This is a genomic window from Pseudomonas putida (genome assembly GCF_028682635.1).
GTDB lineage: Bacteria > Pseudomonadota > Gammaproteobacteria > Pseudomonadales > Pseudomonadaceae > Aquipseudomonas > Aquipseudomonas putida_AE.
The window spans coordinates 21,837-42,295 of the sequence record NZ_JANHLK010000039.1 but is presented as its reverse complement, the minus strand read 5'-3'; the positions used below and the strand labels follow the sequence as shown (position 1 = coordinate 42,295).

Sequence of the window (20,459 nt, the reverse complement as noted above, 5' to 3'; positions counted from 1 at the left end):
GGCGTCGGTGAGGTCGGCGCTTGGCTTGAGGGCCGATCGCTGGCAAGCCAGCTCCTACAGGGGCGATGGCGGCGCCTATTCCTGCGAGCCGCTACTCACTTTTCCTCCCACATCCTGGTCAAAGAACTGCGGGATCTCATGCTGGTAACTTTTCAGCCAGCGCTGCATCGCCAGTTCGCGCTCGGTGGCGCTGGCGGTTTGCGGTTTTGTGGAGGCGGCTGCGTTGCTGCTTTGCAGTTGCAGCCAGCCTTCGGTTTCCTGTTGTTGTGGCGAGGCGGGGCCGGCGTCGATGGCGTGGGCGGCAAGGGGCAGGGCCAGCACGCCGAGGCAGTAAAGGGTGGTCGATTTCATCGGGGGGCTCCTTACTGAACGGCGGCGACGGTCGGACCGGACCTGCCGGGGGACTTGAGTTTCTCCGCGCGGGCCTGGGCCTGGGTGACTTGTGCCGGTTTCAGGCCAAGGCGGCTGACCAGTTCGGCGGCGCGGTTCCAATCGTCCTGGTAGATCAACAGGGTCACCAGGTTCACGGCGGCCAATTGGTCGCTCTGCTTGAGCTCGATGGCCGTGAGGAATTCGAATTTGGCGTCTTCGATGCGCAATTGATTGAGGTACACCACGCCCAGGTCGTTGCGGATTTTTTCGTCGGTGGGCGCCAGGCGTGCGGCCCGTTGCAGGTGCGCCTGGGCCAGGCCATGGTCGCCCCGGGCGGCGGCGAGTTGGCCCAGGCCGTGTTCGGCTTCTGCGGCCATGCAGCCGCCGAGCAGGCTGCGGTACAGCGGCTCGGCTTCACTGCGATCCAGCAGTCGATACACCTTGGCCTTGCGCAGGCGCACATCGGCGAGATTGTCCGGCAGGCTCTGCAGGTTGGCGAGGCTGGCGTGCAGCTTACCGTCGTTTGCCATGTCATCGGCCAGGTTCAGTGACAGCTGTTGTTCGGCGTTTAATTTGGCGCAACTGGCGGTGCCGGTCATGGCACTCCAAGGTGCCGGTCCGTTGCTCGCGCAACCCCCCAGCATCAGCAGACTCAAACCGGCAATCAATGCTTTCATCACGATTCCCCTAGGAAGCAAAAGCCCGGGCGAGGGCGGTGAAGCCCGGGCCGGCCAGTACGATCAACAACGCCGGGAAGAGGAACAACATCATCACGACGGACATTTTCGCGGACATCTTGGAGATGTATTCCTGCAGGCGTGACAGACGCTTGTCATCGAGCAACAGTTTGAGCGCCAGCAGGGATTTCATCGCGCCACCGCCCTGATGGATCAGCTGTTGCAGGATCACGCAGGTGTCAGTGAATTCATCGACCGCCAGCAAGCGGGTGGCCTTGTTCAGTTCATCGCCCAGCTCCAGCCCTGAGTCGACGCGTGCCAGCACCAGGCGCAGTTCGTGGGTCAGCGTGGGCATAAGCAGCTTGCCTTCATTGCTCAACACGCGCAGCGATTGCTCCACGGCCATGCCCGATTCGAACAGGATGCGCAGCAACGGAATGAAGGTGGAAATCTCGACCGCCAGTTTCTTTTGCCGATGGTGCGCGGCGGCGGCCAGCAGGCGCTTGGGCAGCAGGTAACCGATGCCCAGGGCGAACGCCGGGACCAGCCACGGGCGAGTGACCTCGGGGAAGAACAGGCCCTGCACCAGCGCACTCAACGCCAGCGCCAGTACCGGGACACCCACCTGGAAGGCGGCGAACAAAGCCCGTTGCCGCGCGGTACGCCAGCCCAGGCAATTGAGCAGCGTTTGGGTTTCGTTGTCGAGCTTGACCGACTGCTGGCCGACACGGCTGCTGCCCAGCGCGTGCAGCCATTGGTTGAAGCGGTTTTTGCTCGGCGCTTTGCCGTCCAGGCGCTGCACCACCTGGCGGGCACGCCGACGCATCTGCACAATGACGCCGACAAACAATCCCGATGCCAGCAGGAACAGCAGCGAGCTCAGCAGCATGGACAGGTTCATAGGCTACGCAACATCCGCCACAGCGCCACGCAGCCGAACACCTGGAGGGCAAGCGCGCCCACCAGCATCGTTTGCCCCGAGCTGTCGTTCCACATGCCCATCAGGTACTTCGGATTGGACACCAGGATGTAGCCGGCGAGTGCCACCGGCATCAGCGCCAGGACCACCGCCGTGACCCGGGTTTCGCCGGTCATGGCGCTCAACTGGCGAGCCGCCTGTTCACGTTCGCGGATGATCTTGATCAGGTTCTCCAGCAGTTCACTGGCGTTGCCACCGTAGCGGTGGTTGACCTTCAATCCCAGGGCAAACAGGCGCAGTTCGTCCTTGTCGTAGAGTTCGGCGAAGTCCGAGGCGGCGTCCGGCAGGCTGACCCCCATGTGCACCTGGCGCTGCACGCGCCCCAGGGCATTTTTCAGCGGGTCTTCGGCGGCATCGATGGCGCCCAGCACCGCGTCGGCCAGGGTGCGCCCGGATTTCAGGCTGCGCACGCTGTGATCGAGCAGCGCTGGCAATTGTTCGATCATGCGCTTGAGCCGGCGCTGGTAACGCCAGTCGACATACAGGCGCAGCAGCAGGGGCGGCACCAGTAACAGGGCGAACAAACCCAGCCAGCCGCCAGCGATGAAACCGAGCAGGACACTCAAGCCCCACAGCGTCAGCCACACACCCAGACGTTCGGTAGGGCGCCCGAGGCCGGCGCGCAAAAAGGCCCGATCCAGCCCCGTCCAGGATGTTTTCTGCACCACCCGCTCCGGTTGCCCTTGGCTCAGGCGCTCCAGCACGCGGCGAGTACCGGGTTCGCGCAAACCGCGGCTGAGCAAGCGCACCGACAGCCCCAGCAACGCCAGGCAAACGAGGATGAGCAGCAGCGGTTTGAGCATGCCGTGACCTTCAATATACCGAGGGAGAGAGCGCCGATTCGCGGCGCAGTTTGTCACCGGCGGGGTTGAGGGCTTCGCGCATGAAACCGAAGCCGCTGCGGCGATCGAGGCGAAACAGCGTATTGGTGACATACACGTCTTCGCGGATGCCGATCACCTCGACCACTTCACTGACGCAGCGGCGGCCATCGGGCATGCGCGTCAACTGGATCACCACGTCCAGCGCCGCGCAGATCATCTGGCGCAAAGTCCTTTCGGCAATGCTGCGGCCGGTCAGGCCGACCAGGGTTTCCAGGCGCAACAAGGCATCCTGCGCGTTGTTGGCGTGCACGGTGCTCATGGAACCGTCGTGACCGGTGTTCATGGCGGTCAGTACGTCGACCACTTCGACGCCACGGATTTCGCCGAGGATGATCCGGTCCGGGCGCATCCGCAGGGCGTTGCGAATCAGGTCGCTGGCTTTCACCTCGCCATGGCCTTCGGCATTCGGCGGCCGGGTTTCCAGGCGCACCACGTGGGGGTGGCCCAGTTGCAGTTCGGCGACGTCTTCGATGGTCACCAGGCGTTGGTGGGGATCGATCAGCTGGCTGAGGATGTTCAGCAGCGTGGTCTTGCCGGTGCCGGTGCCGCCGCTGATGAGGATATTGCAGCGCTTGCCCACGGCGTCCTGAAGAAATTCGTAGATCGCCTGGTCGATGGTCTGCATGGCCATCAGGTCGGTGCTGTTGAGCATGTCCTGGCGGAATTTCCGAATCGACAGGCAGGGGCCGTCGAGCGCGATCGGGGGAATGATCGCGTTGACCCGGCTGCCGTCCGGCAGGCGCGCGTCGACCATCGGCGAGGACTCATCAAGCCGCCGGCCCAGGGGCGCGAGGATGCGCTGGATGACGCGCTCGACATGGTGCGCATCGATGAATCGCAGGTCGCTCAGGTGCAGGACGCCATCGCGCTCGATGAACACGCGGTGCGGGCCGTTGACCAGGATTTCGGTCACTGCCGAATCCCGCAGCAGCACTTCCAGCGGCCCGAAACCTGTGAGCTCGTCGACGATCTCCTCGGCCAGGCGCTCCATCTCGTAGCGCGAAATCGCCAAGTGCAGGCGCGCGATGTATTCGGCCACCTTGTCGATGACGAACTGCGCCAGCACCTGGCGCGAGCCTTCGAGCAGGTTTTTCCCGGACTCCTCGATGGCATCGATGATGTAGCGGTGCAGCACCAGTTTCAGGCCTTCGTGGTCGGTATTGCCGGCCACCCCGCGGTGTGTCGCGCCGAACAGTTTTTCGCCGCTCATGGCGTACCTCTCAAACGGCTGAACCAGGACTTGGGTTTGGCCAGGCTTTCGGAGCGCTTGGCCAGGCGTTCGCCGAGGTTGCGCAGGCTTTGGGTGAGCACTTCCCGCGGGGCCAGTTCGAACAGGGTCACGCCCTGGTTCTTGGCGTTCAAGCGCACTTCGGGGCTGTAGGCGAGCGTGGCGATGACCTCCATGCCGAAGCTTTTGCCCAAGGCCTCGGAGTCCGGCGCGACGCTGCGCAGGTAGCGATCCACCAGCAGTTTGGCGTGGTCGAGCTTCATGCCTTTTTCGCGCCACAGGTTCAGTACCGCCAGGTTGCGGCGGCAGTCGAGCACGTTCTGGTCGGTGTACCACAGCAGCTTGTCGCAATGGCTGACAAAGGTGCGAAGGGCTTCGCTGTCGGGCTGGCCGGTGACATTCACCACGATGTGCTGGAAGTGTTGGCGCAGGGCGCTGAGCAGCATGTACAACTCGGCGGCGCTGGTGTGTTCCAGCGGTTCGTCGTGGGTGGCGTAGGCGAGGATCCGCAGGCCGGCTTCGCAACGGGTGAAGGCGCTGTCGATCAGGGTTGCGTCGAGGCGGCGCAAGTTGCGCAGCGCATCACCGAAATGAAACGAACTCTCCAGGCCGAGCAGGGCCAGGCTGTCACCGCGCGGCAGGCCGAGGTCGAGCAGCAGCGTTTGCTGACCGCTTTTTTGCACCACTTGCGCCATGTGGTTGGCCAGCAGCGCGCCGTCGGCGTTGCTCTGCACGCCGTACAGCACGGTCAGGCCGCCCAGGTGAGTGTTCGGCACTACAGGCGGCAGGCGTTTACTCTGGCGCCGCACCAGCCCGGCGACTTCACTGGAGCGCGAGCCATACGCCACGAAATCCCGGGCCCCGGCGCGCATGGCGTTGAGCACCAACTGGTTGTCCATGCCGTCGCCCAGCGCAACGATCGCCAACCGCGGCTTGGCTTCCAGGGCGCCTTCGATCAGGGCGCACTGGGCCACCACGTGTTCACGGTCCAGACCCACGAACACCAGGCTGGCCAGGGTCACGTCTACCAGCGCCAACAGTTCGTCGAGGCTGCCGCCACCGGCACTGACCACCTGGCCCAAGGGGGCGAGAGCGCCTTGCAGCCATTCCAGGTCCGTGCTGTTGCGCGTGATCGCCAGGAAGGTCTGACTCAGGTTCTGGCTCATTGCGATAGCCCGCTGCGTTTATCGAAGTCGCCGTTTTCGAGGAAGTACATGCGATACCAGTTGGGGTCGTAATTGCGCAGTTTTTCCCCGGGCAGCGACGGCAGTTGCGCATTGGCCGCCAGCGGCTGCACCAGGTGTGGCGTGACGATCATCAGCAACTCGCGTTCTTCGCGATTGATCGAAGAGCTGCGAAAGAACGCGCCGAGAATCGGGATATCGCCCAGCCCCGGAAACTTGTCCACCTGCGAGGTGTTTTGCGTGCTGATCAGGCCGCTGATGACGAAGCTTTCGCCATCGGCCAGGGAGATGCTGGTATCGGTGCGGCGAATGGTGAACGCCGGCACGGTGGTGCCGCCGATGGTCACGGCGTTGTTGTAATCCAGTTCGCTGACCTCGGGAGCAACCTTGAGGGCGATCTGGTCGTTGCTGACCACCGTCGGCGTGAGCGTCAGGCGGATGCCGAATTCCTTGTATTCGATGGAGTAGCTGTTGCTGTTGGCGCTGGGGATGGGGATCGGGATTTCACCGCCCGCGAGGAAGCTTGCGCTTTGGCCGCTGATCGCCACCAGGCTCGGGCGTGCCAGGGTGTAGGCAAAGCCACTGCTTTCCATGGCGTTGATGATGGCCAGGAAGTTGCCGCCGCCGGCGACGATGTTGAACATGTCGTTGGCCAACGGAATGCTCGGCACGGCAATCCGCGGATCCAGGTTGCGCAACGGAAACACCCGCGGCGTCACCGCCGTGTTGGGGACGGTACCGGGGGAGCCGAACAGGAAATTCGAGTTTTTGCCGTAGATCGAGGTACTGGCTTCCTTGAGCTTGGTGCGACTGACTTCGACGAAGCGGATGTCGGTCTGCACTTGCGATGGCAGCAACCCATCATCGGACGGTGACTGCCTGGCACTGGTCATGGCCGCCGTCGCGCGGCCCTGAACGAATACCATGCTTTGCCGCGGTGCACTGGCACAGGCGGTCCAGACCATCAGGCTGGTGGCGCCGGCGCCCATGCCGGTGAGCAGGAACGCCTGGTTGCCATTGACTCGCACGTCGGCGATCTTCGGGTCGCCCACCGCGATCCGGGTGATCGCCACCGGCGATTGCACTTCCTGTTGCAGGCCTTCGCCCACTTCCAGTACCGCTGGCAGCGGGCCCAGCGCTGCGCAACTGCCGGTAGCTGCCAGTGCTGCCGTTATCGGCATGCCGCTGAGCAAGGTGGCGCAGATCAAGCCGTTGAACAACGGCATAATACGTCTGTGCATTAAAGCGGTTCCTTGCACGATTCAGGGGGTCTTTTGCGTTTCGTTGCCGCGGATGACTTCCACACCGGAGCGGCGCGGTGCGCCTGCGCTACTGGCGATTGCAGGTTTGGGCGGTGCGGTCATGGCCAGTTGGTTGAACTGGATCAGGTCGCGATTGGCGTTGGCGAGATTGGTCGCAGAATCCCGTTCCCCGGCCCAGTAGCGCGCCAGGCGTTTTTCCTCGGCGCTGCGCACGGCCAGGCGCAACACGCCGGCTTGGGTGGCGAGCATCAAGCGGCTCAACAGTTGTTCGGGGACGGCGAGCAGCACGGTGCGGGCGCTGCCGCGTTGTTGCTCCTGGCGGAGTTTTTCATCGTTGCCCTGGGCCGGGCTGGACGGATGGCCGTCGTTGGTCAGGCCCAATTGCTCGCCCACCCCCAATACGCGCAAGGCCGGGATGGCGAGCTGGGCCGAGGGCTGAAGGTTGAGGTTATCCATGCGCAGGAACAGCAGCACGTCGACATAGTCCCCCGGTGTCAATTGCCCCCCGGCATTGATCACTTCATCCACGGCAACAGCGAGTGCGCGCTCGTCGGGACGGATCATCCGCGCCAGCTTGCCGCCGGCTTCAAAACTCTCGTCATTGAGCCAGCTGCCGGCGGGCAGGGCGCGCCAGGGCGTACGGCCAATGGCTTGATCGAGACGAGTCAGGCTGCCGGCCGGAACGGTGCGTAGTTTTTCCAAGGCAATGTCGGCGGCGGTGATCTGCACGAACGGTGGGATGTCATGCAACAACACCACGATCGGTTGACAGGTGTCTTCTTCTGGCTGGGGAACAGCTGCTGGAGTGGCGGTGGTCGCAGGTGAAATCTCGGTTTGCGCAACAGGGGCGGCGGCCGGCTGACGGGTCAAGGTAAAGCCCCAATAACCGGCGATAACTGCGCCCGCCAGGGACAGGCCGGCCAGGCCTAGGATGACACGACTGTTCATGACGGCGCTTCCTTTCCTGGTGCATCTTTCCTGCTGCTCAAAGAACTCGTTTGCGCAACGAGACAACTTCGCAATCAGGCAGCTATGAACATGGAACTATTTGGCTATTTGAAGGTAGCGCAGCTAGAGCAAAACGCCATTACCCAAGGGGCAAAAATCCAACGAAAGTTAATGGTTCAGAGCAAATACAGGGTTTTTTGACGTCAACGAAACGGTTAATACTTTGGTGTTAATGCGTTCTTACAGTTGTTTGGCGGGGAAATGCCGACAATGCTGATGCTGGCACAGGGGAATCATGTTGCGTCCGTGCAACACCCGGGGTCATCTAGGAGAACTTCATGTCTTTCGCCAAGCTGGTTCAGAAGGTCAAATCCGAAATCGATTTTTACAAAGGGCTGGCCAAGGATACCGAGGGAGCTTCGGGTATCGAGTACGCCATCGTAGCCGCCATGGTCGCGGTGGTGATTGCCGGGCTCAGCGGCGGCATCGGGACTGACTTGACCACGATGTTCACCAGCATCAAAAACGCCTTGTGAGTGACTATCTGAGTTCGCACCGGCAATTTGCCAATGCAACGAGTGGGTTCTAATGTCAGCGCTTAGTCTATTCCAGGTGTTGCCCATGAACGCCCCCGCCCTGCCGCGCCAACAACTGCTTCTGGTCGATGACGAGGAGGATGCGTTGCTTGAGTTGGCGGAGTTGCTGGAGGGCGAGGGGTTCAATTGTTTCACCGCGACGTCGGTCAAGCTGGCGCTGCAGCATCTGACACGCCATCCGGATATCGCTCTGGTCATTACCGACCTGCGCATGCCGGAGGAGAGCGGCATGTCGTTGATCAAGCGCTTGCGCGAGCACACGGCGCGCCAGCATTTGCCGGTGATCGTGATGTCCGGGCATGCGGACATGGAAAGTGTCAGCGACATGTTGCGTTTGCAGGTGCTGGACCTGTTTCGCAAGCCGATCTATCACGTGCGCTTGCTGGAGACCCTGAATAACCTGTTCCCGCAGCCGTTGGGGGAGTTGGCCAATCGTTGAAGCAGGTGAGGGCCTTGTAGGAGCCCGGCTTGCCGGCGAAGGCACCCGAAAGACTGACGCAAGGTTCAAGAGCGCCTTCGCCGGCAAGCCGGCTCCTAAAAGGTGTATGTCATACGATTCGCGTCAGGCGATGGGCTGCCAATGGCCAATCATGTGCTCCAGATCACCAGCCCCTATCAATTGCAAATCCCCACTGGAGCCCGCAGCGCTGGCCAGCAATGTCACCTCGCTGGGCAGGCGCACCGGCTTCTTGAATTGCGCCGCAATCTCGATGTTCGCCGCCGGCAGATACTCTGCAAGCGCGGCCAGGGTTCGGGCCTTGTTCCATAGGCCATGGGCAATCGCCGTTGGAAAGCCAAACATTTTGGCGCTCAGCGCACTCAAGTGAATCGGGTTGTAGTCGCCGGATACCTTGGCGTATCGCCGGCCGATGTCTGTGGGCACGTTCCATTGGGCGACTTGCGTCAGGGGCAGCGTCGGGGCCAACTCCTCTTCGACGGGCTCGCCCTCAAGCTTCACCCCTCGGCACAGCATCTGGCTTTGCGCCTCCCAGAGCGGTCCCAGTTGATCATCCAGCGTCGTCACCAGATCGAAGGTCGCCCCCTTCGCATGGGGTTGCAGGTTCTCCACGCACACGCTGGCCCGCACTCGATGGACGCCGCCCATGGGGCGCAGCACGCGGATGCGGTTGCTCAGGTGAATCAGCCCCAGCAGCGGGAACGGAAAGTCCCGGGCGGTGAGCAATTGCATCTGCAAGGCGAATGCGAGGATATGCGGATAGGTAGGTGGCAGCAGGCCGTTGTCGGCGAAGCCGCAGACTTTGCGATAGGCCGCCAGGCGCTGCGGGTCGACATCGAGCCAGCAGCGCAGACCCGAATGGGGCAGGGTGGTGCCGGTGATCTTGCGCCGCGTTGCCGCCTGCACATAGAGCCCCGACAGGCTGGGTTCGCGATTGAGTGTGTGCCAGTCGATGATCATGCCTAGGCCCCCAGAACGCTTTGCCCGCAGACACGCAGTGCCTGGCCGGTGAACGCGCCGGTGCCCGGTTGCGCGAGCCAGGCCACCGCTTCGGCGACGTCCTGCGGCAGACCGCCCTGGCCCAACGAGCTCATGCGCCGTCCGGCTTCGCGCAGGCCGAATGGAATGTGCGCGGTCATCTGGGTTTCGATAAAACCCGGCGCCACGGCATTGATGCTGATGCCCCGCTCATGCAATAGCGGCGCCCAGGCTTGCGCCAGGCCAATCAGGCCAGCCTTGCTCGCCGCATAGTTGGTTTGCCCGCGATTGCCGGCGATGCCGCTGATCGACGCCAGCAGGATCACCCGGCCATTGTCGCGCAGGGTGCCGCTGTCGAGCAGGGCCTTGGTCAGCACTTGCGGAGCGTTGAGGTTGACGGAGAGTACCGCGTCCCAGAATTCCGGGGTCATGTTGGCCAGGGTCTTGTCCCGGGTGATGCCGGCGTTGTGCACCACGATGTCGATGCCGTCGGGCAGTTGTTCGACCAGTTCCGTGGCGGCGTTCTCGGCACAGATGTCGAGGGTGATGCCACGCCCGCCGAGGCGTGCGGCGAGGGCGTCGAGGTCGCTCCTGGCCGGGGGGACGTCGAGCAGGATGACCTCCGCACCGTCACGGGCCAGGGTTTCGGCGATGGCGGCGCCGATACCGCGCGCCGCACCGGTGACCAGTGCCTTGCGCCCGGCCAGCGGGCGAGTCCAGTCCATTACCTGGGTGTCGCAGGCAGTCAGGTTGATGACTTGCCCGGACACGAAGGCGCTTTTCGGCGAGAGGAAAAACCGCAGCGGTCCCTCCAGTTGATCCTCGGCGCCTTCGCCAACATGGATCAGCTGCAAGGTGCCACCGCTGCGCAGTTCCTTCGCCAGCGAGCGGCTGAAGCCTTCGAGGGCGCGCTGGGTACTGGCGGCGAATGGGTCGCTCAACGACTGCGGGTCACGTCCCAGGATCACCAGGTGGGCACTGTGGTCGAGATTTTTTATCAGGGGCTGGAAGAACTCGCGTAGTTGCTTGAGCTGGCCGACCTGCACCAGATCACTGGCATCGAACACCACGGCCTTGAGTTTCGGACCGTGTCCGGGAATCCACGCGGTCGCCATCGAGGGCTCGGTGCCGTAGGTGTAGATCGCGTCCGTCAGGCGGTTGGCGAAGGTGTTGACCTTCTCCGCCAGCGGTCCGCCGCCAATCAGCAAGGCGCCTTCCACAGGGCGCAATCGGCCCGCTTGCCAGCGTTCCAGGCGTACCGGCGAAGGCAGGCCCATGGCCCCGACCAGACGATGGCCGATGGACGAATTGGCGAAGTCGATATAGCGGTCGGACATGGAACGCGCTCCAGCAGATGAGGTTCAAAGTGTGGACCATGAATGGCAATCAGTCGTTCGATTTGCCAGATTCGGCCTACGCTTGCGGGTAATGGCCTTCACAGAATAGGAAGCTTTTCATGACTCAGCTGCGTCGCGTCGCGATCATCGGCGGTAATCGGATACCCTTCGCTCGCTCCAACGGACCCTATTCCACCGCCAGTAACCAGGCCATGCTCACGGCTGCACTCGAAGGCCTGATCGAACGCTACAACCTGCATGGACTGCGCCTTGGCGAAGTGGTGACGGGGGCGGTGCTCAAGTTGCCACGGGACATGGCCCTGACACGCGAGTGCGTGCTCGGTTCGCGGCTGTCGCCCGCTACCCCCGCCTACGACATCCAGCAGGCTTGCGGTACAGGGCTGGAAGCGGCGCTGCTGGTGGCGAACAAAATTGCCCTCGGCCAGATCGACTGCGGCATTGCCGGTGGCGTCGACACCACCTCGGACGCGCCAATCAGTGTCAACGAAGGGTTGCGCAAGATTTTGCTGCAGGCCTATCGCGCCAGCACCACCGCGGAAAAACTCAAACCCTTCCTGCAGCTGCGCCCCCGGCACCTGATTCCCGAGTTCCCGCGCAATGGCGAGCCGCGCACCGGTATGTCCATGGGCGAGCATTGCGAGTTGATGGCGCAGGCCTGGAACATTCCCCGTGAAGAGCAGGATCAGCTGACGCTGCTGAGCCATCAGAACCTGGATGCGTCCTACGCCGAAGGGTGGCAGAACGATTTGATGACGCCGTTTCTCGGCCTCACCCGCGACAACAATTTGCGCCCGGACCTGACCCTGGAAAAGCTCGCCTCGCTCAAGACCGTTTTCGACAAAAGCGCAAAAGGCACCCTGACCCCCGGCAATTCCACGCCGCTGACCGATGGCGCATCCTTGGTGCTGCTGGGCAGTGAGGCATGGGCGAAGGAGCGCGGTCTACCGATTCTCGCCTACTTGCGTGACGGCGAAACCGCCGCGGTGGATTTCGTCCATGGCGCCGAGGGCCTGTTGATGGCACCGGTGTATGCCGTGCCACGCCTGCTGGCGCGCAATGGCCTGACCCTGCAGGACTTCGATTACTACGAGATCCACGAAGCCTTCGCCGCCCAGGTGCTCTGCACCTTGAAGGCCTGGGAAGACCCCGAGTACTGCCAAAGCCGCCTGGGCCTCGATGCACCGCTGGGCTCCATCGACCGCAGCAAGCTCAATGTCAAAGGCAGCTCACTGGCGGCCGGGCACCCGTTTGCGGCCACGGGTGGGCGCATCCTCGCCAATATGGCCAAGTTGCTTGATGCGGCGGGGAAGGGGCGTGGCCTTATCTCAATTTGCGCCGCAGGCGGTCAGGGGGTAACCGCCATCATCGAGCGATAGGGGCGTCCGGTATTGAATGGATGCGTGACATGGCCTAACGTCGGCCCATCAGCCGTCTCGCAACACAAGGCCAGGTTATGCCGACTAACGGACAGGTTTCCCTCGAACGCAGCATTCCGCCCCTCATAAGGTTGCCGCGTCCGCTGTATGCCCGGGTGGAAAGCCTCAATGCCGGGTCGTGGACGCCGTCCCATCGCCACGACTGGGTGCAGTTTTCCTATGCCATCAGTGGCGTGCTCGGCGTGCACACCGCCGAGGGCAGTTTCTTCGCGCCGCCGCAATGGGGCATCTGGATTCCGGCCGATCTGGATCACCAGGTCGTGACCTCGATGCGCGCCGAGATGCGCAGCCTGTATGTGCGTCGCGAGGATTGCCAGTGGGCGGACGGGCGTTGCCGGGTGCTGGAAGTGACGCCGCTGGCCCGGGAGCTGATCAAGAGTTTTTGCCTGCTGCCAGTGGAATATCCCCAGGGTGACAGCCCGCAGGCGCGGTTGGTGAGTGTGCTGCTCGATCAGTTGGCGACTTTGCCGGAAGTCGGGTTTTCCCTGCCATTGCCCCGCCATGAACGGTTGCTGGGGTTGTGCAATGAGCTGATCGAAAATCCCGAGAGCAATGTGACCCTGCACCAATGGGCCGAACGCCTGGGCGCGTCGGAGAAAACCCTGATGCGTTTGTTTCAGCGTGAAACCGGGTTGAGTTTTCGCGGCTGGCGCCAGCGTATGCGCTTGCTGTCGTCGCTGAGTCTGCTGGAGGAGGGCGACAGCGTGACCAATGCCGCGCTGGCCTGTGGGTATGACTCGACGTCGGCGTTTATTGCGGCGTTCAAGAGTTTGTTCGGGTTTACCCCGGGGGAGTTGTTTCGGCAGTGATGGCCCCATCGCGAGCAAGCTCGCTCCCACAAGGACAGTGAAAATCCCTGTGGGAGCGAGCTTGCTCGCGATTGACCGCGCAGCGGTCACCGGTCAGGTACGGAACCGGCGCACCAACCCATCCAGCTCATTCGACAACCCGGCCAGGCTCTGGGAATCCAGGCGCGCCGAGTTCGCCAGTTCAGCCACCAATTGCGCGTCGCCATGGATCTGGCTGATGTGCCGGTTGATGTCTTCGGCCACCTGATGCTGTTGTTCCGCCGCCGTGGCAATCTGGGTGTTCATGTCGCGGATGACGTCCACCGACTCGCGGATCTGCCCGAAACTGTTGCGCGCTTCACCGATGCGCGTCACCGATTGCTGGGACACCTCCAGGCTCGCGTGCATCTGCTGGGTCACCTGGCTGGTGCGCTTGGCCAGGTTGCCCAGCAGTCCGTCGATTTCCGCCGTGGAGTCGGCCGTGCGCTTGGCCAGCGCCCGTACTTCATCGGCCACCACGGCAAAACCACGGCCCTGCTCACCGGCCCGCGCCGCTTCAATGGCCGCGTTCAGCGCCAGCAGATTGGTTTGCTCGGCGATCGAACGAATGGTCCCGAGGATCGACTGGATATCATTGCTGTCGCGTTCCAGCTGTTGCATCGACTGGGCCGACTGCTCGATTTCCTGGCTCAGGCGATCGACGCTGCTCACGGCCGCGTCAATTTGTTGCTGACCTTCACGGGCCTGGCGCTGGCCACTGTCGGCGGACTCGGCCGCCTGGCTGCAGGAGCGTGCCACTTCGTTGGCGGTAGCGACCATTTCGTGAAATGCCGTGGACACCATGTCCACCGCTTCGCGCTGGCGTCCAGCGGCTTCAGCCATGTCGCTGGAAACCTGGGTCGAGCTCCTGGAGGTGGCCAGGATCTTGGTCGCGGCGCCACCAATGCTTTGTATCAGGTTGCGAATCGCGGTCAGGAACTGGTTGAACCAGTTGGCCAGTTGCGCGGTTTCGTCGCTGCCACGGATTTGCAGATTCTTGGTCAGGTCGCCTTCACCCTGGGCAATGCCTTCCAGGCCGTCGGCCACACTGCGGATCGGCCGCACGATAACGCTGGCGAAACTGGCGCCGACGATGGCGAAGACAACGGCCAGTACCGCAGCGATGATGGCGATCAACCAGGTCAGCTGGGTCGCGGTGCTCATCACGTCGCTCTGCTTGATCAGGCCGATGAAGGTCCAGCCCAGCTGCTCGGACGGCCAGACGTTGGCCATGTAGCGTTCGCCGTTGAGCTCGACTTCAACCAGGCCCTTGCCAGCCTTGGCCAGTTGCGCATAACCCTCGCCGAGGCTGTTCAAGGCCTTGAAGTTGTGTTCCGGTTGCTTCGGATCGACCAGCACGGTACCGGTGTTTTCCAGCAGCATCAGGTAGCCGCTTTCGCCGAGCTTGATCTGTTTGACCAGTTCGGTGAGCTGCTTGAGCGACACGTCGATGCTGACCACACCACCGTTGGTGCCCAGCTTGTTGTCGATGGTGCGCACGGTGCTGACGTAGGACGTATCGTTTTCGGCCCAGTAATAGGCCTCGGTACGCAACGGCTTGCCCGGTTTCGCCTGGGCCGCCTTGTACCACGGACGCTGGCGCGGGTCGTAGTTGGCCAGCTTGGCGTCGTCCGGCCACGACACATAGCCACCGGCGGCGGTGCCGAGGATGGCGTAGGCGTAGGATGGATGGGCGTTGCCCAGATCCTGCAGGAAGCCAAAGACTTTTTTGTCCATCTCGCCCTGTGGAATGCTGGCGGCGTTGGCGTTCATGTAGGTCTTGAGGCTGTCGTCGGAGTTGGTGATCAGCGGTTGTTTGGCCAGGTACTCGACGTTCTGGCTGATGCCGTCGAAGAACAGTTGCATGGCATTGCTGACCTGACGGATTTCGCGACCACTGCTGTCGACGAATCCTTCCCTGGCATCACTGCGCAGGTTCAGCACGACGAGGGTGGCGACCAGTACCACCGGCAAGCAGGCGATGATTGCAAACGCCCAGGTCAGTTTCTGTTTGATGTTCATCCGCGCTCCAGATTTTCTTGTAGGCCCACGCAGTGCAGATGACTCGCGGTTTATTGGCAGCCGTAAACGTTGTCGATCAACCCGGGTCCGTGAGTGCGGTATCGTTGTTGTCAGGGAAACGATTGTCGGACAAATCACTTTGTCACTAAGGACTTCGGCTGTTGTCTGCGGAAATTGAGGGTTGTCCGGAAAAATCCCGCGAACGGTAGTGCCGGGGTGTCGGTTTCTGTCACAAATGCCCATGCAGCCCCGGACAACAAGCGCTTCAGGCTCGACTATGATCCAGAAGACCGGTGATGAACTGCAGGTTTTTGCGAGTAAATCGGCACATTGTGTGCATCTGCATGGTTCATAGGTCGGCACCCCCTCCCCCGAATCGGTGGATTGCCGTATAACGAATGACTTTCGCGTGTTTGGTAATAAAGGACCCACAATAAAAGCTGATGAAGACTCCAAAACGCATTGAACCCCTGATCGAGGACGGTCTGGTCGACGAAGTGCTGCGCCCACTCATGAGTGGTAAAGAAGCAGCTGTTTATGTGGTGCGCTGCGGCAACCAGTTACGTTGCGCGAAGGTCTACAAGGAGGCGAATAAACGCAGTTTCCGGCAGGCGGCCGAGTATCAGGAAGGCCGCAAGGTGCGCAACAGCCGACAGGCCCGGGCCATGGCCAAGGGTTCCAAGTTTGGTCGCAAGGAAACCGAAGACGCTTGGCAGAACGCCGAAGTGGCGGCGCTGTTCCGCCTGGCCAATGCCGGTGTACGGGTGCCCAAGCCGTTCGATTTCCTCGAAGGCGTGCTGCTCATGGAGTTGGTAGCCGACGAGTACGGTGATGCCGCGCCGCGTCTGAACGACGTGGTTCTGGAACCGGACCAGGCGCGTGAATATCACGCGTTCCTGATCTCGCAGATCGTGCTGATGCTGTGTACCGGTCTGGTGCACGGTGACCTGTCCGAGTTCAACGTGCTGTTGACCCCGACCGGCCCGGTGATCATCGACTTGCCGCAAGCAGTTGACGCGGCCGGCAACAACCACGCGTTCAGCATGCTGGAGCGGGACGTGGGCAACATGGCGTCCTATTTCGGACGGTTTGCACCGGAGTTGAAAAAGACCCGGTACGCCAAGGAAATGTGGGCTTTGTACGAGGCGGGCACTTTGCACCCGGCCAGCGTCCTGACCGGCGAGTTCGACGAGCCGGAAGAGCTGGCGGATGTGGGCGGCATCATGCGCGAAATCGAGGCCGCGCGCCTGGATGAAGAGCGCAAGCAAGCCGCGCGTGCGGCTGACGATGCTCCCCCCAAGCCAGCCGAAGAACCGCCTCCACCGTGGATGCAGTGATCGACTAAAGAAAAACCCGGCTTCGGCCGGGTTTTTTCTGGGTGAAGGGACTCAATGTTTATGGCGCCCGACGCACCGCCTTCGCGAGCAAGCCCGCTCCCACATTCGATCTGCACTGGACACAGAATTTGTGTTCGGCGACGGTCCAATGTGGGAGCGGGCTTGCTCGCGAAGGCGTTAGCACAGTCAAAATCATTGTCAGACGGGATCCGCGTTAGCACAACACCCCGACTCAAGACTCTTGAGAATCGGACAATCCGGCCGATCATCCCCCTGACAATGCTCCACCAGATCCTGCAACGTATCGCGCAACTGCCCCAGCTCCCGAATCTTCTGGTTCAGTTCATCGATATGCTGGCGCGCCAACGCCTTCACATCGGCACTGGCGCGCTGGCGGTCCTGCCAGAGGGTCAACAGCTTGCCGACTTCCTCCAGCGAAAACCCAAGGTCCCGTGAGCGTTTGATGAACGCCAGCGTGTGCAGGTCGTCATCGCCGTACACCCGGTAGCCGCTGTCGGTGCGATGAGCCGCCTTGAGCAGGCCGATGGACTCGTAGTAGCGGATCATCTTTGCGCTCAGGCCGCTGTGACGGGCTGCTTGGCCGATGTTCATCGGTTGTCCTCCAGGTCCTCGGGTTTCCAGGTTTTCAACAGTAGCGCATTGCTTACCACGCTGACGCTCGACAACGCCATGGCTGCTCCGGCCAGCACCGGATTAAGGAACCCGAAGGCGGCCAATGGAATGCCGATCAGGTTATAGACGAAGGCCCAGAACAGGTTCTGCCGGATCTTCGCGTAGGTCTTGCGGCTGATCTCCAGTGCCGCCGGAACTCGCCGAGGATCGCCATGCATCAAGGTAATGCCGGCCGCATGCATGGCCACATCGGTGCCGCCGCCCATGGCGATACCGATATCGGCCGCGGCCAGCGCTGGCGCATCGTTGATGCCGTCGCCGACCATTGCGACCACGCCGGTTTTCTTCAACGCAGCGACAGTGGCGGCTTTGTCCGCCGGCAGGACCTCTGCGTACACATCCTGGATGCCCAGCGCCTTGGCGACCACGTTGGCACTGCCTCTGTTGTCACCGGTCAGCAGATGACTGCTGATATTGCGCGCGCGCAGTTGTTGTACCGCTTGCAGCGCGCCAGGCTTGAGCGTATCGCCGAAAGCGAACAGGCCCAACACTCTCGGCTCGGGACTTTGCTCGATCAGCCAGGACAAGGTCCGGCCTTCGGTTTCCCACGCGCTTGCGGAACCTGCCAGAGTGCCGGCGTCCAGGCCGCTTTCCTCCAGCAGGCGCCGATTACCCAGCGCCAGGCGACGATCCCCGAGCGTGCCGGCAATGCCTCGGCCGGTCAGGGATTGGCTGTCAGTCACGTCGGCCACGGCCAGGCCTCGCTCGGCGCACGCATCCAGCACCGCCTTGGCCAGCGGATGCTCGCTGCCGCGTTGCAGGGCGCCGGCCCATTGCAGCAGGCTGCCTTCGTCGCCATCGAGGGCGCTGAGGTGGGCGATACGTGGGGTGCCCGAAGTCAGCGTGCCGGTCTTGTCGAACACCACGGCGCTGACTTCATGGGCACGCTCCAGCGCCTGGGCATCCTTGATCAGAATGCCGTAGCGCGCCGCGACCCCGGTGCCGGCCATGATCGCCGTTGGCGTGGCCAGGCCCAGGGCACAAGGGCAGGCGATCACCAGCACCGCCACGGCATTGATCACCGCGGTCTCCAGCGGGGCGCCATACATCCACCAGCCGATCAGGGTCGCCAAGGCCAGCAGCAAGACCACCGGGACGAACACCTGGCTGACTCTATCCACCAGTTTCTGGATCGGCGCTTTCGCCGCCTGGGCGTCCTCCACCAGGCGAATGATCCGCGCCAGCACGGTTTCCGCGCCAAGGGCCTGGGTGCGCACCAGCAACCGGCCTTCACCATTGATCGCGCCGCCCGTGACCTTGTCACCAGGTTGTTTGGGCACCGGCAGGCTTTCGCCGCTGATCAAGGCTTCGTCGGCATGGCTCTGGCCTTCGACCACTTCGCCGTCCACCGGGAAACGTTCCCCGGGCTTGATCATGACCAGGTCATCGAGACGCAGGGCGCTGATCGCCACCTCTTGCTCACGACCGTCGATCACCTGGACTGCCCGCTCCGGGCGCAGCGCTTCCAGGGCGCGAATGGCGCTGGCGGTCTGGCGTTTGGCGCGGCTTTCCAGGTATTTACCCAACAGCACCAGGGCAATCACCACGGCCGAGGCTTCGAAGTACAGGTGCGGCATGCGCCCGGCGGCGGTGGCCCATTCGTAGAGGCTCAAGCCATAGCCCGCGCTGGTGCCCAAGGCAACAAGCAAGTCCATGTTGCCTGCCCCGGCACGCACGGCTTTCCAGGCGGCCACATAAAAGCGCGCGCCGAAGATGAACTGCACGGGCGTTGCCAAGGCGAATTGCGCCCAGGCCGGGAGCATCCAGTGCACGCCGAACGGTTGCAGCAACATCGGCAATACCAGTGGCAAGGCGAGGGCAATCGCTGCGATCAACGCCCAGCGCTCGCGCTGCAGGCGGGTTTGCTGAGTATCGACGTGCGGCTGATCGTCCTGCCAGACGCTGGCGGCATAACCCGCCTTGCTCACGGCCGCGATCAAGGTTTGCGGGTCGACTTGCCCGAGCAGTTCCAGATGGGCGCGTTCATTGGCCAGGTTGACGCTGACGCTCTTGACCCCCGGCACTTTGTTCAATGCCCGCTCGACCCGGCCGACGCAGGAGGCGCAGGTCATGCCGTCGATGCTCAATTCCAGCCGCTGCCGAGGTACGCTGTAACCGGCTTTTTCCACTGCGTCCATCAAGGCCGGCAGGCTGTCGGCCGGTGCCTGGACCCGGGCCTGCTCGGTGGCCAGGTTGACGCTGACGGCACTGGCGCCGATGACTTTGCTCAAGGCGCGCTCGACACGCCCGGCGCAGCTGGCGCAGGTCATGCCGGCAATCGGCAGATCGAAAGTGGTGGATTCGGACATCGGTCACGCTCCCTGTAGAAGATGCCTACAGGATCAACCTTGCCATGCTGGCAAGGTCAAGCGCCATTTTTAAAGCAAAAGATCGCAGTACACCTGTAGGAGCTGCCGCAGGCTGCGATCTTTTACAGGCAACTCAATATCCAAGACCTGCACGCTTTAGATACATCCCATCCTGGGTCATCGCAATCCGGTACTTCAATACATCTCCGGCCCGCAACTGAATATCCTGCGAACCCGGCGCCAGCATCCCCGGGTTGCACCCCGGCGCCTGGCCGGGCAGCAGCTTGAGGCGCAGGGAGACATTGCCCGGCGGCAGGTTGAACGAGGTGCTTTGCTCCTGGAATAGCCGCGCCGCCAACTGGTCCTGGATGTACACGCCGATCTCGCAGCTGGTTGCGACTTCCAGGCGCTCGCGGGAAATGACCAGCACACCATAATCCTCCCCGGCGGCATGGGCCGAGGTGGTGGCGGTGAAAAGGCCGAGCAGGCCAAACAGGCTGAAAGCTGACCAGCGCATGGCTGAATCTCCTGGGATCAAATCGTAAATACCCGCAGCTTGGCCGAGCGCGAAGCCGATTGCCAGCCCGGCAGGTCACTGCAGAACTTGACCTTGCCATGGTGGCAAGCTCAAGACTGCAGGTCACCTCTTTCGAATGGCACATTAAAGGAGTCATCCATGCAAGTGTTCAACGTTGAAGGCATGTCCTGCGGTCACTGCGTCAAGGCGATCACCCAGGCGGTGCAGGCCCGGGATCCGGCGGCGAGTGTGCGGGTCGATCTGGCGGCCAGGGAAGTCGGGGTCGAGAGCGCATTGAGCGCCGATCAAGTGATCGCGCTCATCAGTGAAGAAGGCTACAGCGTGAAATTGGCCTGACTTTTTAATAGTTAGCGAGCTAACTTAATGTTCAAGGC

At 62.5% G+C, this 20,459-nt stretch carries 20 protein-coding genes and 1 pseudogene; 6 read left to right on the top strand and 15 right to left on the bottom strand.

Going from position 1 to position 20,459, the window contains the following annotated elements; all coding sequences use genetic code 11:
- Positions 1-75 precede the first annotated feature (75 nt).
- Genes NPS56_RS28730 through cpaB form a run of 8 tightly spaced genes read right to left on the bottom strand, consistent with a single transcriptional unit; the run spans position 76 to position 7,534 of the window.
- The gene (locus NPS56_RS28730) at positions 76-351 is read right to left on the bottom strand and encodes a DUF3613 domain-containing protein (RefSeq protein ID WP_274077782.1); all 276 of its coding nucleotides are present in this window, start codon (positions 349-351) and stop codon (positions 76-78) included.
- 11 nt (positions 352-362) lie between these two features.
- Positions 363-1,049, bottom strand: a complete 687-nt coding sequence (locus tag NPS56_RS28725) for a tetratricopeptide repeat protein (protein WP_274077781.1) — start codon at positions 1,047-1,049, stop codon at positions 363-365.
- Between the two features lie 10 nt (positions 1,050-1,059).
- Entirely contained in the window at positions 1,060-1,938 is an 879-nt protein-coding gene (locus NPS56_RS28720; protein WP_425313651.1) for a type II secretion system F family protein, read from the bottom strand.
- Positions 1,939-1,946: 8 nt separating this feature from the next.
- Positions 1,947-2,831 (bottom strand): type II secretion system F family protein, encoded by an 885-nt coding sequence (locus tag NPS56_RS28715; RefSeq protein ID WP_274077779.1) that lies wholly within the window; start codon positions 2,829-2,831, stop codon positions 1,947-1,949.
- Between the two features lie 10 nt (positions 2,832-2,841).
- Complete coding sequence (locus NPS56_RS28710; protein ID WP_274077778.1) at positions 2,842-4,122, bottom strand: CpaF family protein; 1,281 nt, start codon at positions 4,120-4,122, stop codon at positions 2,842-2,844.
- Positions 4,119-5,306: an AAA family ATPase gene (locus NPS56_RS28705; RefSeq protein WP_274077777.1), complete on the bottom strand. Its 1,188-nt coding sequence runs from the start codon at positions 5,304-5,306 to the stop codon at positions 4,119-4,121. Before NPS56_RS28705 ends, NPS56_RS28710 begins: the two co-directional genes overlap by 4 nt.
- Positions 5,303-6,565, bottom strand: a complete 1,263-nt coding sequence (locus NPS56_RS28700; protein ID WP_274077776.1) for a type II and III secretion system protein family protein — start codon at positions 6,563-6,565, stop codon at positions 5,303-5,305. Before NPS56_RS28700 ends, NPS56_RS28705 begins: the two co-directional genes overlap by 4 nt.
- A 21-nt stretch (positions 6,566-6,586) precedes the next feature.
- Positions 6,587-7,534, bottom strand: coding sequence for a Flp pilus assembly protein CpaB (gene cpaB, locus NPS56_RS28695; RefSeq protein ID WP_274077775.1), 948 nt, complete (start codon positions 7,532-7,534; stop codon positions 6,587-6,589).
- A gap of 338 nt (positions 7,535-7,872) precedes the next feature.
- On the opposite strand from cpaB, the gene NPS56_RS28690 reads away from it, so the two are divergent.
- Positions 7,873-8,070, top strand: coding sequence for a Flp family type IVb pilin (locus NPS56_RS28690; protein ID WP_274077774.1), 198 nt, complete (start codon positions 7,873-7,875; stop codon positions 8,068-8,070).
- Between the two features lie 85 nt (positions 8,071-8,155).
- Entirely contained in the window at positions 8,156-8,569 is a 414-nt protein-coding gene (locus NPS56_RS28685; RefSeq protein ID WP_274077773.1) for a response regulator, read from the top strand.
- Between the two features lie 123 nt (positions 8,570-8,692).
- Here NPS56_RS28685 and NPS56_RS28680 read toward each other — a convergent pair whose 3' ends face one another.
- On the bottom strand, positions 8,693-9,547 hold the full coding sequence (locus NPS56_RS28680) for a MaoC family dehydratase (protein WP_274077772.1): 855 nt from the start codon (positions 9,545-9,547) through the stop codon (positions 8,693-8,695).
- A 2-nt stretch (positions 9,548-9,549) separates the two neighbouring features.
- Positions 9,550-10,902 carry a 3-oxoacyl-ACP reductase gene (locus NPS56_RS28675; protein WP_274077771.1) on the bottom strand — a complete coding sequence of 451 codons (1,353 nt, stop codon included), beginning with the start codon at positions 10,900-10,902 and terminating at the stop codon, positions 9,550-9,552.
- A 119-nt stretch (positions 10,903-11,021) separates the two neighbouring features.
- On the opposite strand from NPS56_RS28675, the gene NPS56_RS28670 reads away from it, so the two are divergent.
- Together NPS56_RS28670 and NPS56_RS28665 are read left to right on the top strand one after the other, a co-directional pair.
- The gene (locus tag NPS56_RS28670; protein WP_274077770.1) at positions 11,022-12,299 is read left to right on the top strand and encodes an acetyl-CoA C-acetyltransferase; all 1,278 of its coding nucleotides are present in this window, start codon (positions 11,022-11,024) and stop codon (positions 12,297-12,299) included.
- A 77-nt stretch (positions 12,300-12,376) separates the two neighbouring features.
- A complete protein-coding gene (locus tag NPS56_RS28665; protein ID WP_274077769.1) occupies positions 12,377-13,168 on the top strand; it encodes an AraC family transcriptional regulator in 792 nt (263 codons plus the stop codon).
- Between the two features lie 93 nt (positions 13,169-13,261).
- Here NPS56_RS28665 and NPS56_RS31460 read toward each other — a convergent pair whose 3' ends face one another.
- Both NPS56_RS31460 and NPS56_RS31455 read right to left on the bottom strand, forming a co-directional pair.
- Positions 13,262-13,990, bottom strand: coding sequence for a methyl-accepting chemotaxis protein (locus tag NPS56_RS31460; protein WP_370628334.1), 729 nt, complete (start codon positions 13,988-13,990; stop codon positions 13,262-13,264).
- A 129-nt stretch (positions 13,991-14,119) separates the two neighbouring features.
- Positions 14,120-15,208, bottom strand: a pseudogene (locus NPS56_RS31455) (cache domain-containing protein); the annotation flags it as partial.
- A gap of 443 nt (positions 15,209-15,651) precedes the next feature.
- Here NPS56_RS31455 and NPS56_RS28655 point away from each other — a divergent pair.
- Complete coding sequence (locus tag NPS56_RS28655) at positions 15,652-16,545, top strand: PA4780 family RIO1-like protein kinase (protein ID WP_274077767.1); 894 nt, start codon at positions 15,652-15,654, stop codon at positions 16,543-16,545.
- A gap of 198 nt (positions 16,546-16,743) precedes the next feature.
- Here NPS56_RS28655 and cueR read toward each other — a convergent pair whose 3' ends face one another.
- From cueR to NPS56_RS28640, 3 genes are all read right to left on the bottom strand, one after another.
- Positions 16,744-17,157, bottom strand: coding sequence for a Cu(I)-responsive transcriptional regulator (gene cueR / locus NPS56_RS28650; protein ID WP_274077766.1), 414 nt, complete (start codon positions 17,155-17,157; stop codon positions 16,744-16,746).
- Entirely contained in the window at positions 17,154-19,547 is a 2,394-nt protein-coding gene (locus NPS56_RS28645; RefSeq protein ID WP_274077765.1) for a heavy metal translocating P-type ATPase, read from the bottom strand. Before NPS56_RS28645 ends, cueR begins: the two co-directional genes overlap by 4 nt.
- 133 nt (positions 19,548-19,680) lie before the next feature.
- The gene (locus NPS56_RS28640; protein WP_274077764.1) at positions 19,681-20,064 is read right to left on the bottom strand and encodes a hypothetical protein; all 384 of its coding nucleotides are present in this window, start codon (positions 20,062-20,064) and stop codon (positions 19,681-19,683) included.
- A gap of 159 nt (positions 20,065-20,223) precedes the next feature.
- Here NPS56_RS28640 and NPS56_RS28635 point away from each other — a divergent pair, with 159 nt between their 5' ends.
- Positions 20,224-20,421 (top strand): heavy-metal-associated domain-containing protein, encoded by a 198-nt coding sequence (locus tag NPS56_RS28635; RefSeq protein WP_274077763.1) that lies wholly within the window; start codon positions 20,224-20,226, stop codon positions 20,419-20,421.
- The last annotated feature ends 38 nt before the right edge of the window (positions 20,422-20,459 follow it).

What these genes read in the sequence shown, in the direction of transcription:
- NPS56_RS28730 (WP_274077782.1), bottom strand. Translation starts at nt 351, where the DNA reads ATGAAATCGACCACCCTTTACTGCCTCGGCGTGCTGGCCCTGCCCCTT.
- NPS56_RS28725 (WP_274077781.1), bottom strand. Translation starts at nt 1,049, where the DNA reads ATGAAAGCATTGATTGCCGGTTTGAGTCTGCTGATGCTGGGGGGTTGC.
- NPS56_RS28720 (WP_425313651.1), bottom strand. Translation starts at nt 1,938, where the DNA reads ATGCTGCTGAGCTCGCTGCTGTTCCTGCTGGCATCGGGATTGTTTGTC.
- NPS56_RS28715 (WP_274077779.1), bottom strand. Translation starts at nt 2,831, where the DNA reads ATGCTCAAACCGCTGCTGCTCATCCTCGTTTGCCTGGCGTTGCTGGGG.
- NPS56_RS28710 (WP_274077778.1), bottom strand. Translation starts at nt 4,122, where the DNA reads ATGAGCGGCGAAAAACTGTTCGGCGCGACACACCGCGGGGTGGCCGGC.
- NPS56_RS28705 (WP_274077777.1), bottom strand. Translation starts at nt 5,306, where the DNA reads ATGAGCCAGAACCTGAGTCAGACCTTCCTGGCGATCACGCGCAACAGC.
- NPS56_RS28700 (WP_274077776.1), bottom strand. Translation starts at nt 6,565, where the DNA reads ATGCACAGACGTATTATGCCGTTGTTCAACGGCTTGATCTGCGCCACC.
- cpaB (WP_274077775.1), bottom strand. Translation starts at nt 7,534, where the DNA reads ATGAACAGTCGTGTCATCCTAGGCCTGGCCGGCCTGTCCCTGGCGGGC.
- NPS56_RS28690 (WP_274077774.1), top strand. Translation starts at nt 7,873, where the DNA reads ATGTCTTTCGCCAAGCTGGTTCAGAAGGTCAAATCCGAAATCGATTTT.
- NPS56_RS28685 (WP_274077773.1), top strand. Translation starts at nt 8,156, where the DNA reads ATGAACGCCCCCGCCCTGCCGCGCCAACAACTGCTTCTGGTCGATGAC.
- NPS56_RS28680 (WP_274077772.1), bottom strand. Translation starts at nt 9,547, where the DNA reads ATGATCATCGACTGGCACACACTCAATCGCGAACCCAGCCTGTCGGGG.
- NPS56_RS28675 (WP_274077771.1), bottom strand. Translation starts at nt 10,902, where the DNA reads ATGTCCGACCGCTATATCGACTTCGCCAATTCGTCCATCGGCCATCGT.
- NPS56_RS28670 (WP_274077770.1), top strand. Translation starts at nt 11,022, where the DNA reads ATGACTCAGCTGCGTCGCGTCGCGATCATCGGCGGTAATCGGATACCC.
- NPS56_RS28665 (WP_274077769.1), top strand. Translation starts at nt 12,377, where the DNA reads ATGCCGACTAACGGACAGGTTTCCCTCGAACGCAGCATTCCGCCCCTC.
- NPS56_RS31460 (WP_370628334.1), bottom strand. Translation starts at nt 13,990, where the DNA reads ATGGTGTCCACGGCATTTCACGAAATGGTCGCTACCGCCAACGAAGTG.
- NPS56_RS28655 (WP_274077767.1), top strand. Translation starts at nt 15,652, where the DNA reads ATGAAGACTCCAAAACGCATTGAACCCCTGATCGAGGACGGTCTGGTC.
- cueR (WP_274077766.1), bottom strand. Translation starts at nt 17,157, where the DNA reads ATGAACATCGGCCAAGCAGCCCGTCACAGCGGCCTGAGCGCAAAGATG.
- NPS56_RS28645 (WP_274077765.1), bottom strand. Translation starts at nt 19,547, where the DNA reads ATGTCCGAATCCACCACTTTCGATCTGCCGATTGCCGGCATGACCTGC.
- NPS56_RS28640 (WP_274077764.1), bottom strand. Translation starts at nt 20,064, where the DNA reads ATGCGCTGGTCAGCTTTCAGCCTGTTTGGCCTGCTCGGCCTTTTCACC.
- NPS56_RS28635 (WP_274077763.1), top strand. Translation starts at nt 20,224, where the DNA reads ATGCAAGTGTTCAACGTTGAAGGCATGTCCTGCGGTCACTGCGTCAAG.